The 13,872-nt window shown below is 68.5% G+C and carries 10 protein-coding genes; 6 read left to right on the forward strand and 4 right to left on the reverse strand.

Features of this window, described 5'->3' with window-relative positions; genetic code table 11:
* The first annotated feature begins 64 nt into the window (after positions 1-64).
* Positions 65-1,192 (forward strand): resuscitation-promoting factor, encoded by a 1,128-nt coding sequence (locus tag K3U96_RS05315; RefSeq protein ID WP_220692305.1) that lies wholly within the window; start codon positions 65-67, stop codon positions 1,190-1,192.
* On the forward strand, positions 1,189-2,124 hold the full coding sequence (gene rsmA, locus K3U96_RS05320) for a 16S rRNA (adenine(1518)-N(6)/adenine(1519)-N(6))-dimethyltransferase RsmA (RefSeq protein ID WP_230982468.1): 936 nt from the start codon (positions 1,189-1,191) through the stop codon (positions 2,122-2,124). Before K3U96_RS05315 ends, rsmA begins: the two co-directional genes overlap by 4 nt.
* Here rsmA and K3U96_RS05325 read toward each other — a convergent pair.
* The gene (locus K3U96_RS05325; RefSeq protein ID WP_220692306.1) at positions 2,121-2,915 is read right to left on the reverse strand and encodes a serine/threonine-protein kinase; all 795 of its coding nucleotides are present in this window, start codon (positions 2,913-2,915) and stop codon (positions 2,121-2,123) included. The two genes, rsmA and K3U96_RS05325, sit on opposite strands and share 4 nt — an antisense overlap.
* Positions 2,916-2,987: 72 nt before the next feature.
* Here K3U96_RS05325 and K3U96_RS05330 point away from each other — a divergent pair, with 72 nt between their 5' ends.
* Both K3U96_RS05330 and K3U96_RS05335 read left to right on the forward strand, forming a co-directional pair.
* Positions 2,988-3,959 (forward strand): 4-(cytidine 5'-diphospho)-2-C-methyl-D-erythritol kinase, encoded by a 972-nt coding sequence (locus tag K3U96_RS05330; protein WP_069407952.1) that lies wholly within the window; start codon positions 2,988-2,990, stop codon positions 3,957-3,959.
* Positions 3,960-4,264: 305 nt separating this feature from the next.
* Positions 4,265-5,899, forward strand: coding sequence for a fatty acyl-AMP ligase (locus K3U96_RS05335; protein WP_069407953.1), 1,635 nt, complete (start codon positions 4,265-4,267; stop codon positions 5,897-5,899).
* Positions 5,900-5,926: 27 nt separating this feature from the next.
* On the opposite strand, the gene K3U96_RS05340 is transcribed toward K3U96_RS05335, so the two are convergent.
* Positions 5,927-7,087 carry an alpha/beta hydrolase family protein gene (locus K3U96_RS05340; protein ID WP_230982469.1) on the reverse strand — a complete coding sequence of 387 codons (1,161 nt, stop codon included), beginning with the start codon at positions 7,085-7,087 and terminating at the stop codon, positions 5,927-5,929.
* A 121-nt stretch (positions 7,088-7,208) separates the two neighbouring features.
* A complete protein-coding gene (locus K3U96_RS27025; protein ID WP_220692307.1) occupies positions 7,209-10,721 on the reverse strand; it encodes a hypothetical protein in 3,513 nt (1,170 codons plus the stop codon).
* A gap of 288 nt (positions 10,722-11,009) precedes the next feature.
* Here K3U96_RS27025 and K3U96_RS05350 point away from each other — a divergent pair, with 288 nt between their 5' ends.
* Positions 11,010-11,966 (forward strand): efflux ABC transporter ATPase subunit, DrrA-related, encoded by a 957-nt coding sequence (locus K3U96_RS05350; RefSeq protein ID WP_069406251.1) that lies wholly within the window; start codon positions 11,010-11,012, stop codon positions 11,964-11,966.
* On the forward strand, positions 11,963-12,790 hold the full coding sequence (locus K3U96_RS05355) for an ABC transporter permease (protein ID WP_220692308.1): 828 nt from the start codon (positions 11,963-11,965) through the stop codon (positions 12,788-12,790). Before K3U96_RS05350 ends, K3U96_RS05355 begins: the two co-directional genes overlap by 4 nt.
* Here K3U96_RS05355 and K3U96_RS05360 read toward each other — a convergent pair.
* Entirely contained in the window at positions 12,787-13,836 is a 1,050-nt protein-coding gene (locus K3U96_RS05360; RefSeq protein WP_220692309.1) for a phosphotransferase family protein, read from the reverse strand. The two genes, K3U96_RS05355 and K3U96_RS05360, sit on opposite strands and share 4 nt — an antisense overlap.
* Positions 13,837-13,872: the final 36 nt, after the last annotated feature.

The raw sequence follows: 13,872 nt of genomic DNA on the forward strand, positions 1-13,872 counted from the left end.
GTTATCGTGCTGTGATCGAACAGCGCCCCTTTATTACGCCGTCCGAGTCGGGATAACGCAGATTTTGAACATTTTGAACAAGATCCATGAAACGCGCTCGCCGTTGCTGCGATTTCTGGTCGGCGCGACGCTGCTTGCGTTGGTGTTCGCCGGTGGAGTCGCCGTTGCTGCGCACAGGACAGTAACGCTGACGGTGGACGGCACCTCCACGACGGTGGCGACCATGAAGTCGCGCGTCATCGATGTCGTCCGGGAGAACGGCTTCGATGTTGGCGAACGCGACGATCTTTACCCGGCCGCCGAGACGCGGGTGCACCAGTCCGAAACGATCGTGCTGCGGCGCAGCCGTCCGCTGCAGATCTCGTTGGACGGCGAGGACAGCAGGCAGGTCTGGACGACGGCGTCGACCGTCGACGAGGCGCTGGCGCAACTGCAGATGACCGACAAGGCGCCCGCGGCGGCCTCGCGCGGCAGCCGGGTCCCGCTGGCGGGCATGTCCCTTCCGGTGGTCAGCGCCAAAACCGTGCAGATCGACGACGCCGGCAAGCAGAGCACCGTGCACCTGGCGGCGCCCAACGTCGGCGCGCTGTTGGCGGCCGCCGGTGCGCCGCTGCAGCAGAAGGACAGCGTCGACCCCGCGCCGACCGCACCCGTCATCGACGGCATGCAGATCCACGTGAACCGCGTTCGCATCGACCACGTCACCGAGCGGGTGCCGCTGCCCGCGCACACCAGGCGGGTCGAAGACCCGACGCTGAACCAGAGCCGCACCGTCGTGGAGGACCCCGGAACCCCGGGCACCCAGGATGTCACTTTTGCCATCGCGAAGATCAACGGCGTGGAGACCGGCAGACTGCCAGTAGCCAATGTCGTTGTTAACCCGGCCCGTGAGGGCGTGGTTCGGATTGGCGCGAAACCCGGCACCGAAGTCCCGCCGGTGTCCAACGGGGCCACTTGGGACGCCCTGGCCCGCTGCGAAGCTGGAGGTAATTGGGCGATCAATACCGGCAACGGATATTACGGTGGCGTTCAATTTGACCAAAACACCTGGGAGCGCAACGGCGGTCTGAGGTATGCTGCGAGAGCCGATCTGGCGACAAGAGAAGAGCAAATTGCGATTGCTGAGGTCACTCGGGCGCGGCAAGGTTGGGGTGCGTGGCCGACGTGTAGCGGGAGGATTGGGACGCGCTGACCATTCGACTACTCGGGCGGACCGAGATACGACACCTGGCCAAAGAGATCGACTTTCGGCCACGTAAATCGTTCGGGCAGAACTTTGTCCACGATGCCAACACCGTGCGCCGGATCGTCTCGGCGTCCGGTGTCAACCGACACGACCACGTCCTCGAGGTGGGCCCGGGCCTCGGTTCCCTGACGCTGGCCCTGCTGGACCGTGGGGCGCGGGTGACCGCGGTGGAGATCGATCCGGTGCTGGCCCGCCAGCTGCCGACGACGGTCGCCGATCATTCGCACAGCGAGATCAACCGGCTGACGGTGCTCAACCGCGACATTTTGACCTTCCGCCGCGAAGAGATGCCCGATGAGCCCACCGCACTGGTCGCCAACCTGCCCTACAACGTCGCGGTGCCCGCGCTGCTGCATCTGATGGCCGAGTTCCCGTCCATCCGCACCGTGATGGTGATGGTTCAGGCGGAGGTCGCCGAGCGGCTCGCGGCCGAACCCGGCGGCAAGGACTACGGAGTGCCCAGCGTCAAGGCGCGGTTCTTCGGCAACGTCCGCCGCTTCGGCATGGTGTCGCCGACGGTGTTCTGGCCGATCCCACGGGTCTATTCCGGGCTGGTGCGCATCGACCGACACGAGGTGTCGCCCTGGCCCACCGACGAGGCGTTCCGCAAGCAGGTGTTCGAGCTGATCGACATCGCGTTCGGGCAGCGCCGCAAGACGTCGCGCAACGCGTTCGCCGAGTGGGCCGGTTCGGGCAACGAGTCGGCGAGCCGGCTGCTGGCCGCGAGCATCGATCCGTCGCGGCGCGGCGAGACGCTGTCCATCGCGGACTTCGTGCGGCTGCTGCAGCGCTCCGGGCAGGTCGGAAAACCTGTGGTCAAGCAGGACACCGCCGAAGAGCAAGCCGCCGAGGAGCAGGCCGGAGCCGTATCCGGCTAGTGCAGTGCCCGGGTGAGCAGCGAAACGAGCTCCCGGCAGGACTGATAGCGATCGGTCGGCTCCTTGGCCATCGCTTTGGCCATGATCGTGTCGAACACTCTTGGCAGCCAGCGGATTTCGCGTGACCACCGCGGCGGTGAACGGTACAGGTGCGCGCGGATCAACCCGATGCTGGAGTCGTCGGTGAACGGCGGCGCGCCGGTGATCAGTTCAACGGCGGTGCAGGCCAGCGCGTATTCGTCGGTGGCCGACGTCGGGGCGTGACCGGTGATCAGTTCGGGCGCCGAATACGGCAGCGACACTTCGGCCTGGGTGGGGCGACGCCCGATGTCGTCGGTCATCGAGTGCGCCGTCCCGAAGTCGATGAGCACCGCACGCAGGTGATCGGGGTCCGAACCGACCCGGATGTTGGCCGGTTTGACGTCACAGTGCACGACCGCGCGGTTGTGCGTGTAATCCAGGGCGTCGGCGATCTGGCTCAGCGCGGCAAGCCGGTCAGCCGTCTCGGTCAGGGTGGCCACCCCGCCGCCGTCGACGACTTCCATTGTCAGCCAACCGGAGCCACGCTCGAACACCCGCACGATGTGCGGATGGTCCAGCCGGTGTGCGAGCTCGAACTCGCGCCGCAGACGGGCGACCTGGGCCTGATGGCGGTGCCCGGCGTCGAGGATCTTCAGCGCCGCGGGCTGCGGGGTGGCCGCGTCGTGCACCAGGTACACCGTCGCGTACCCGCCGTGGCCGAGCACCGCGTCGACGACATAGCGTTCGAACCGGTCGCCGGGGGACAGCACCGTTTCAGCCTAGGTTCATCCCAGCTGGGCAGACGGCTGCTGGCGGCCGCCGGACTCCGATAGTGTCGTGCCGTGCCGGCCTGGAACGGAAACATCGCCTCGGAGTGGGTGCCCACTGGGTCGGTCACCGTGCGGGTGCCCGGCAAGGTCAACCTCTACCTGGGTGTCGGGGATGTCCGTGACGACGGTTATCACGAGCTGACCACCGTCTTTCACGCCGTTTCGCTGCTCGACGAGGTCACCGTGCGCAACGCCGACGTGCTGTCGCTGGAGATGTCGGGTGAAGGGGTGGATTCGCTGCCCGCCGACGAGCGCAACCTGGCCTGGCAGGCGGCCGAGCTGATGGCCGATCACGTCGGGCGCGCACCCGACGTGGCGATCGCGATCGAGAAGTCGATCCCGGTGGCCGGCGGCATGGCAGGCGGCAGCGCCGACGCGGCCGCGGTGCTGGTGGGCATCAACACGCTGTGGGAACTCGGCGTGCCCCGCCGCGACCTGCACGCGCTGGCCGCCCAGCTCGGCAGCGACGTGCCGTTCGCGCTGCACGGCGGCACCGCGCTGGGCACCGGCCGCGGCGAGGAGCTGGCTACCGTGTTGGCCCGCAACACTTTCCATTGGGTGCTGGCGTTCGCCGACGGTGGGCTGTCGACACCGGCGGTGTTCGCCGAGATCGACCGGATGCGCGACACCGGCGCCAAACGTGCCCACCCCCCGCGGCTCGACGACCCCGAACCGGTGCTGGCCGCCCTGGCGTCGGGCGATCCGAAGACGTTGGCCCCGCTGCTGGGAAACGACCTGCAGCCGGCGGCGTTGAGCCTGGATCCCGCGCTGGCCCGCACGCTGGCGGCCGGCACGCAAGCCGGCGCGCTGGCGGGCATCGTGTCCGGATCCGGTCCGACGTGTGCGTTCCTGTGCGCGTCGGCGACGTCCGCGCTCGACGTCGGCGCCGAATTGGCCGACGCGGGGGTGTGCCGCAGTGTCCGGGTGGCCAGCGGCCCCGTGCACGGTGCCCGGGTCGTCCCGGCGCCGTCGACGCCGGTGTGACGGCGCAGGACCGGGCCGATGGACCCGCACGGTGTGACACAGGACTCAATAGTCACAAGAGTTTGGCAGCTACTTAAGAGTTGCATAAGATGAGCGACGGTGAAAACTAGCGGTCAAGCATCGGACGCGAGACTTTCGCCCGCCGGGACGGTCGGTGGGCGGCTCGTCAGATGTACCCGCTGGGCCGGTGCATCACCGATTCGAGACATAACCGCTCCCGATTTGTGCGCGCGTATTCGCGAAGGTGCCTCTGATCAGGCGGAGCATTACACCGGGGCCTTTGCTTCGGAACCGAGGAGGTTGTCGTGAGCCGATTCACCGAGAAGATGTATCGCAACGCTCGTACGGTCACGACGGGCATGGTCACCGGTGAACCGTACGAACCTGTCCGGCACACCTGGGGTGAGGTTCACGAGCGGGCCCGTCGCATCGCGGGTGGGCTGGCCCAGGCCGGTATCGGCCTCGGCGACGCGGTCGGCGTGCTGGCCGGCTTCCCGGTGGAGATCGCCCCGACCGCGCAGGGGCTGTGGATGCGCGGCGCCAGCCTGACCATGCTGCACCAGCCCACCCCGCGCACGGACCTGGCGATCTGGGCCGAGGACACGATGACCGTCATCGGGATGATCGAGGCCAAGGCCGTGATCGTGTCGGAGCCGTTCCTGGTCGCGATCCCGGTGCTGGAGGAGAAGGGCATCAAGGTCCTGACCGTCGGCGACCTGCTGGCCTGCGAGCCCATCGACCCGGTCGACGTCGGCGAGGACGACCTGGCGCTGATGCAGTTGACGAGCGGCTCGACTGGGTCTCCTAAAGCCGTGCAGATCACCCACCGCAACATCTACTCCAACGCCGAGGCGATGTTCATCGGCGCCGAGTACGACGTCGAGAAGGACGTCATGGTCAGCTGGCTGCCCTGCTTCCACGACATGGGCATGGTCGGCTTCCTCACCATCCCGATGTATTTCGGCGCCGAGCTGGTCAAGGTCACGCCGATGGACTTCCTGCGCGACACCCTGCTGTGGGCCAAGCTCATCGACAAGTACAAGGGCACGATGACCGCTGCGCCGAACTTCGCCTACGCGCTGTTCGCCAAGCGGCTGCGCAGGCAGGCCAAGCCGGGCGAATTCGACCTGTCGACGCTGCGGTTCGCGCTGTCGGGCGCTGAGCCCGTCGAGCCCGCCGACGTCGAGGACCTGCTCGATGCGGGCAAGCCGTTCGGTCTGCAGCCCCAGGCCATCCTGCCGGCGTACGGCATGGCCGAGACGACGCTGGCGGTGTCGTTCTCCCCGTGCGGTGCGGGCCTCGTGGTCGACGAGGTCGACGCGGACCTGCTGGCCGCGCTGCGCCGCGCCGTGCCCGCCACCAAGGGCAACACCCGCCGGCTGGCCACGCTGGGCCCGCTGCTGCGGGACCTGGAAGCCCGCGTGATCGACGAGCACGGCAACGTGATGCCCCCGCGCGGTGTCGGCGTGATCGAACTGCGCGGTGAATGCGTGACGCCCGGTTACATCACCATGGGCGGCTTCATCCCGGCTCAAGACGAGCACGGCTGGTATGACACCGGCGACCTGGGCTACATCACTGAAGAGGGCAACGTCGTGGTGTGCGGTCGCGTCAAGGACGTCATCATCATGGCGGGCCGCAACATCTATCCCACCGACATCGAGCGCGCCGCCGGCCGCGTCGACGGTGTGCGCCCCGGCTGCGCCGTCGCGGTGCGCCTGGACGCCGGGCACTCGCGCGAGACGTTCGCCGTCGCGGTGGAGTCCAACGCCTGGCAGGACCCCGTCGAGGTGCGCCGCATCGAGCACCAGGTCGCCCACGAGGTGGTGGCCGAGGTCGACGTGCGGCCCCGCAACGTCGTCGTGCTGGGCCCGGGCACCATTCCGAAGACGCCCTCGGGCAAGCTGCGCCGCTCCACGTCGGTCTCCCTGGTCACCTAACCCACGGCCCCGACCGCAGCGCGATCGTCAACCGCTCAGACCGGACTGGCGCACGGCGGCGCCGACGAACTGCTGCACCGGCCGGGATTGGAAGAACCCGGTGTGCCCGCCGCGGTACCAGACGATCTCGGGTCGGCCCCAGTGCTCCCACAGGCGTTCGATCTGGCGGCGCGGGTGGATCAACCGGTCGGCCACGCCGGCATAGATGAACCGGCCCTGCATGGGCACCCGCGGAGACAGGGACAGCGGGGAGATCATCTGCCCGATCGGCGCGGCGAGCTCGACGGTCTTGCGTCGCGGGTCGTCGCGCTGAAGGCCAGCGTGCCGGCCCAGCAGTTCCACCAGATCGGCGACGGGCACGCCGAGGATCGCGCACGTCAGGCCGTCCTCCAGGCTGGCCACCAGCGCCGCGATGTAGCCGCCGAGCGAGATGCTGTTCAGCCCGATCTTCGATTCGGGCTCCTCGCGGCGGATCCAGGACAACAGCCGACGGACATCCCACACCGACTGGGCGGCGGCGTGCACGTCGTCAAGAACATCCTCGCCGGGAAAGACCGCCCGCTTGGGCAGCCCGCGCGCCCGCGGACCGTGCATCGGCTGAACCGGCAGCACCACGTTCAGGCCGAGATCCCGGTGGAGCCAGTGCGCACGGAACAGCGTGAGATCCACTGCGGCACGGCCCATTTCAGCGCCGTGAATACAGACCAGCCAGGGCCGGGGCTCAGGATGACGCAGCATCAAACCGAAAACCCGGTTGTTGCCCGAGTAGCTCAGGTAGCGCTCGGCACCAGGTTCGCCGGGATGGGGTGCATAGCCGCTGTCGAACGCCAGCCGCAGATGTGAGTGCCTGCGGTCCTTGACTTTGTTGACGGAGACGTCGGTGAGCGGGGGAGGCGCGCTGAAAAAGCCTTCGGGCTCGTCCAGCCAGCCCTTGCGGCGGTAGAAGTCGATGGCTTCGACGACCTCGCCGGTGATGCGCTCGAACTGTTCAGGATCACTCAGCGGCCGTTGGGCGCGTAGTCCGAGCAGGACGAGCTCGTCACGAAACGCGTGTGAGGCCAGTGCGACGGTGGGGCGCGCGATGGGCAGCGCGCTGTCGGAAGGGGCGAGGTAGTCCCGCCAGGACTGGGCGTAGAAGCGGCCGGTGCGCTCGAACGGTCGCAGCAGGTTGCCCAACGGGGCGGGCAAGCTCGGGCCGCGGGAACGCCTCGTCGGGCGTTCGACGTCGTCCTGGTCGGGTTCAGCTGTCACAACCCCACGCTAGGTGCAATACGCGCCGGTACCTAGGGCATTTGGTCACGGCTGCAGGTCAGGCGACCCGCACCCCCGGCGCCGCGGCGTCCGGTGTCTTCGCGGCGACGATCGTCATCTCGTAATCGGCTGCCTGCCAACCACTCATGAAGACCCCGATCGGCAGCGCCTTGCCCTGCCCGACGTTCTTGCCCTTGTTGGTCATCGAGCTGTCGTTGACGTAGACGATGCCGCGTTTCATGTCGACCTGGGTCACCACGGCGGCATGGTCGGCCTCGGTGTATTTGTCTTTCGGGCCCGGCACGAAGTCGGTGACCGCGGTCCATACGACCGCGACGGGGTAAGCCACCACCACCGCCTTACCCTCGGCCAGTGCGGCCTGCAGTTCGCGGAACGCTTCCTGCCCCTCTTCGACGGTGGCCGCGGTGATCCGTTGCCCGTTGTCGTCGTAGGTGCCGTACCGCTTGTAGGTGGCGGTGACGTCGAAGTACTTCTCCATCAGCACCGCGGCGTCCTGGCCTGCGACGCCTTCCTCGATGTTCTCGTGCAGGTACATCTTCTGGCCCGGAGTCGCCACGCTGTCAGTAGTTTTCGCCAACATGACCATGTACTCCTCGGTCGGCGGCGTGCTCTGGGTCGCCTGCCCGACGGCCGCCGCACTGGCCTGCAGCACACAGTTGTAGTAGCTCTGCGACACCCAGTACTGCTTGGCGTCTTCGTAGTCACCGTACTGACCGTTGCCGCGCACCTCGACGGTGATCACCTGATCGATGGTGTCGGGCTTGGCCGCACCGATCCTGACCGCGAGGCCATGGAACATGCCCTGGATCGCACCGGCGAACCCGGGCAACCTGGCCGACGCCCCGTTGTCGATCGTGATGATGAAATGGTCGGTGATGCCCGGCCGGATCAGCGCTTCGTTGGCGGTGTAGACGTAGCTTCCTGGGGTGTCGCCGGGTTCCAGGGTCCCGTACCTGGGTCCTTCCTTGATCGTGTAGGTCACCCCGAAACCGTTGTTGCCGTTGGCGTTCAGGTCCACCGTGATCTGCTTGTCGTCGCCGGTCTGGGCCCCGATGTCGGGCGAAACGCTCGGTGCGCGGTTGAAGAAGATATAGGAGAGTTGACGACCGATATTGGTCAGCAGTGACTGCAGGCTCGGCAGACGTGGTGCCGACGCCAGCGCAGCGGTCACCACGCTCGCGCCGCGGGACCCGTTGGCGCCGGTTGCGCCGGAGTCTCCGTCTGCGCCGGTCGAGCCGTCAGTCCCTTCACCGCCCAGCCCGCCGGCTCCGAACGCGCCGCCGAAGCCGCCGTCACCCTCGGTCACACCGCCGTCACCGCCGTCGCCGCCGTCGCCGCCGTTACCCCCGTCCCCGGGTGCGACGCCGTCGCCACCGTTACCGGCACCGCCGCCCGCACCGCCGGTACCGCCGTCGCCGCCGGGCTCGTCGGCGCTCGCGCTTGCCCCGCCCGTGCCGCCGCGACCGCCGGCGCCGCCGTTGCCGCCGCGCCCGCCGGTGCTCACCTCGCCGCCGTCGCCGCCGTCGCCGCCGTCGCCACCTTTACCGCCCACCCCGCCGGGCGCGCCGATGCCGCCGGGGGCGCCGTTGCCGCCGACGCCACCGTCACCGCCCCTGCCGCTGACGTCGTCATCCGAAGTCCAGCCGCCCTGACCGCCGTCGCCGCCCTCACCGCCGGCGCCGCCTGCACCGCTGGCCCCCTTGGTGCCGTTGGCGGGAATGAAGAAGAAGAACCGGCCGGCTCCCGGGGTGCCGCCGAGCGCCCCGCCGGCCCCGCCGTCGCCGCCGGCGCCGCCGTCGCCACCGTCATGGCCCGGGCCCACGCCGGTGTTGGCGCCGTAGTACCCGGTGCCGCCTTTACCCCCCGTGCCGCCTGCGCCACCGGCTCCGCCGTCCCCGCCGCTGCCGATGAAGAAGCTGCCGTTGCCGCCGTTGCCGCCCAGACCGCCGGGTCCGCCGTTGGCGGCAGGACCGCCGTCGAGGTTGGCGGCCGTGCCGTTGAGGCCGGGGATACCGGCCTGGCCGATTCCGCCGTTGCCGCCGTCGCCGCCCTTGCCGAAAAGTGAGAGCGCTCCGGTACTGCCTCCGTTGCCGCCGTCGCCGCCCCCGGTTCCGCCGTCACCGCCCCTGCCGCCGTTACCCGACAACAGCCCGCCGTTGCCGCCGTTGCCACCGTTGCCGCCGTGGTTACCGCTGCTGCCCTGCCACGGGCTGTTGCCGCCGACACCGCCTGCGCCGCCGAAGGCGAACAGCGCCAGGAACCCCGCGCCGCCGCCGTTTCCACCTTGACCGCCGAACCCGGCATTGCCGCCGGCGCCGCCGTCTCCGGCGGTGCCCGACAGGGACAGCAACCCGGTGTTGCCGCCGTTGCCGCCGGTGCCGCCGGTCTCGCTGTTGCGGATGGCGTCGCCGCCTTTGCCGCCGTCTCCGCCGTCGCCCCACAGCAGGCCGCCGGTCCCGCCGTGGCCTCCGGTGCCGCCGCGATACGCGCCGGTCGAGGCGCCGCCGTCGCCGCCGTCGCCGCCGCGTCCGATCAGGCCGGCCTTGCCGCCGTTTCCGCCCGTCGAGCCCTGCTCGGTCTGGGCGCCTGTGCCACCGTGGCCGCCGTTGCCGCGGATCAGCCCACCGCGCCCGCCGTTACCGCCGTTGCCGCCGTTGACGCCGACGACGCCGTCGCCACCGTCGCCGCCATTGCCGAACCAGCCCGCGGCGCCGCCGTTGCCACCGTTGAACCCATCGCCGCCGTTGCCGAAGATCCCGCCGTTGCCGCCGTGGCATGCAGTCGCTGCGGTGCATGTCTCGGCCGTCCACGAGAAGCCGTTACCGACGAGGATTCCGCCGTTGGGCCGATCAGCCGTGCCATCACCGATCAAGAACGTGTAGAAGTCCTGCGATGTCAACAGGCCGTACGGGGCCGGCTCCGGAACCGTCGCGACCTCGGCCTGCGGCGCCAGTTCGGCGAGGGTGCCGGCGGCCGAATCGTCGGACGTGACAAGCGTTGTGCGCCCGGCGACTGAGGCCTGCTCCAGGGCCGAGTCGATCCCGGTGTCGGCCGGTTCCGAGTACGACGACGAGGTGCCGAAGTCCTGGTCGTCGAAGTCGTCTTCGTCGAAGTATGGGTCGTCAAAGTCTGCGTCGTCGAAGTCGTCGTTATCGGCGTCCGGGAAATCGTCATCGTCGATGGCGTCCAGAGACACTTCTCTGTCATCGGGGTCGTGGCTCGGGCCGGAGACGACGCTGCGCGTCGCCGCCGAACCGGAGTCCGACGTGTGCGACGTGTGCGACGTGTCGGCCGTGTCCGACGCATCCGACGCGCTGGACGCGGCCGAGGTGTCCGACGAGGACGACGTCCCTGCCTCCTCGGCGGCGGCCACCCCGACCTGCGGGCCCATCAAGGAAAAGCCCACCAGGGCCGTGCCTACGCCGGCCGATGCGGCGCCCAGTTGCAGCCATCGCCGGACGGGCAAGCTCTCAGAACGTCGGCGCCGCTTGGCAATACGCGCGTGCGCCTCGAGATCCTGCGCCCGATCCGATGCAGACAGCCCAGCCATCGGCACTCCCCCCTCGCTCCGCTTCACCGTGTAAGACCTAATTGACACCCCGGTAAGGATTAGGCTTTGGGGGATAGTAAAGATGGATTCAATCTCCCGGTAGCAAATCGTGGATATTTTTTCTTTCAAATTCGTCGGCGGCAGAAGCATTGCGGGCAACAGCCCTTCGATCCGCACCACGCCACTGAGCTGAATATGGCTAACCCCGGCACGCACAGTCACCTCGCGACCGCCGCCATGCCGTGCCGGAAGGTGCGCTGACCGGCCGGCGCCGATACCGTCGGGGTCGTGCCCCTTTCCCCGGCCGTGGAGGCCGTCGATCTGGTGAAGCGTTTCGGCGACGACACCGCCGTCGACGGCGTCAGCTTCACTGTCCCGGCCGGTACCGTGCTCGGCCTGCTGGGGCCGAACGGCGCCGGAAAGACCACCACGGTGCGGATGATGACGACGCTGACCGAGCCGACCAGCGGCACTGCCCGGGTGGCCGGCTACGACGTCCGCCGCGAACCCCACCTGGTACGCCGCAGCATGGGTCTGACCGGTCAGGTCGCGACCGTCGATGAACTGCTGACCGGGCGCGAGAACATCCGGATGATCGGCGGGTTGTACGGGATCCGCCGCAAGCAGCTCAACCGGCTGGGAGATCAGCTGCTGGAACAATTCTCGCTCGCCGACGCCGGCGACCGCGTGGTCAGGTCGTACTCGGGCGGCATGCGCCGTCGGCTCGATCTGGCGGTGAGCCTGCTGGCGTCACCTCCGGTGCTGTTCCTCGACGAGCCGACCACCGGCCTGGATCCGCGCAGCCGCAGCGAGCTGTGGGAGCAGTTACGCGGCCTCGTACAGCAGGGCACCACGCTGGTGCTCACCACGCAGTACCTCGAGGAGGCCGACCAACTCGCCGACAACATCGTGGTGATCGACAGGGGGCGCATCATCGCCGAAGGTTCGCCGCTGCAACTCAAACAACAGGCAGGGGCTGCGAGCCTGGTCGTCACCGTATCGAACGCCGACGATCTGCCCGCGGCGCGGGCGCTGCTCGCCAAGACCGGTGCCGAGGTGTTCGTCGACGCCGGTGCGCGTCAACTGACAGCGCAGGCCGAGGGCCTCGACGACATGGTGCGGGTGGCTGGCTGGTTGCGTAACCACGACATCGCCGTCGACGACATCGGGTTGTCCCGGCCCAGTCTCGACCACGTGTTCCTGACCCTCACCGGGCATCGCACCGAAGAAGAGGCGACCGCATGACGGCCCTCGACGCGCCGGCGCAGACCCGTCCCACCAACCTCGCCCAGCAGTCATGGATCATGGTGAAGCGGAACATGATCCACACCAAACGCATGCCGGAGATGCTCAGCGATGTGACCGTGCAACCGATCATGTTCGTGCTGCTGTTCGCGTTCGTGTTCGGCGCGTCGATCGTCAATCCGGGCGGCACCAACTACCGGGAGTTCCTGCTGCCCGGGATCCAGGCGCAGACGATCGTGTTCTCGGCGTTCGTGGTGGCCTCCGGCATCACCGCCGACGTCGAGAAGGGCATCATCGACCGGTTCCGTTCACTGCCCATCTCGCGGTCGTCGGTGCTGATCGGGCGCAGCATCGCCAGCCTGATCCACTCGTCGCTGGGTGTGGTGGTGATGGCGATGACCGGGTTGGCGATCGGATGGCGGATCAGGGGGAGCGTCGCCGAGGCGGTGCTGGCGTTCACGTTGGTGCTGGTGTTCGGGTTCGGGATGATCTGGTTCGGCATCCTGATCGGATCGCTGCTGCGGTCGGTGGAGGCCGTCAACGGCGTGATGTTCACCGTCCTGTTCCCGATTACGTTCCTGGCCAACACCTTTGTGCCCACCGAGCCGATGCCGCACTGGCTGCGGGTGATCGCCGAATGGAACCCGGTGTCCTCGCTGGCGCAGGCCATGCGCGAGCTGTGGGGCAACGGCGGCCCCGCCCCCGCGAGCGCGCAACTTCCGCTGCATCATCCGGTGCTCGCCACCATTCTGTGGTCGCTGGTGCTGACGGCCATCTTCGCGCCGTTCGCGTTGCGCGCCTATGCGCGTCGCACCGGAAGCTAGCCGCCGATCGCCGCGAGGGTCCACGCGGGCAGAATCGGCGCCCTGGTGAGAAAGTGGTCGGATTGCCCGTTGAGGCGCAGCAGAACCTGCGTGCGCAGGATGGCGCAGCCCATGCGGACCATCGCGAAGATCTCGTACCAGTCGAGGTCCTCCAGCGGCCGACCCAGCATCTGTTCGTAGCGGCGCACGACGTGTTCGCGGCTGTCGAAGCCGTCGAGTTCGGGGTCGAGGTCAAGGCCGTTCACCTCGAGCATCTGCTTGCGGGTGGCGAGCCACCACGCGATGTCGGTCTCGGCAGGACAGATGCACGCCTGCTCCCAGTCCAGCGCGCCGACGATCTCGCCCGAGTCGTCGAAGATGGCGTTGGACAGCCGCGCATCACCCCAGCAGATGCTCAAATCCGGTGTCCGGGTTGGCTGATGACGTGTGAGCCAGGCGAACGCCTCGGTCATGACATCGGGTACCCGACCGCCGGTTCCCCATTCGGCGTAGCCGTGCCACCACTTCAGTTCCGCGGTGACGCCGACGCCGTCCGGCCGGGCCAGCCAGGGTGCGTCGTCGACGGGCACCTGGTGCAACCGCGCCATGGTGCCGAGAAACGAATCGTGCACCCGCCGCTGCACGGCTGGCCCCGCGTCGTGCAGCCACCCGCGGGTGGCGTACGTGATGTCCGACGGCGTCTGCCCGACGATGCGTGGCATCACCAGAAATCTCGAGCCGATCCAGGATTCGTCGGGCTCGTACACCAGGGGCGACGGTGTGACGATGCCATGCCGGCGCAGCAGTTCCTGCGTCCGACACTGCGCTTCGAGGTCGTAGTCGGGGAAGATGCCGCCGCCCGACGGTGGTATCCGGATCACGTATTCACCCGAGCGGCCGCCGGCCTCGGCGCCGAACACCAGGCTTTCGCTTGACCACCCCGCGGCGCGGTTGGCGGTGCGGAGCTCCGACACCACGGCCCGGCCACCGAACCGGTGCTCGAACCAGGCCTGCAACTGCACGCGCGTCGCGGCCAGGTCGCGTGGTACGAGCGTGATGCCTGCCATAGCAGAAAGGGTTACATAGGGTCACTCCGATGTAAA

Origin of the sequence: Mycolicibacterium holsaticum DSM 44478 = JCM 12374, assembly GCF_019645835.1 — a bacterium.
In the GTDB taxonomy this organism is placed as follows: Bacteria; Actinomycetota; Actinomycetes; order Mycobacteriales; family Mycobacteriaceae; genus Mycobacterium; species Mycobacterium holsaticum.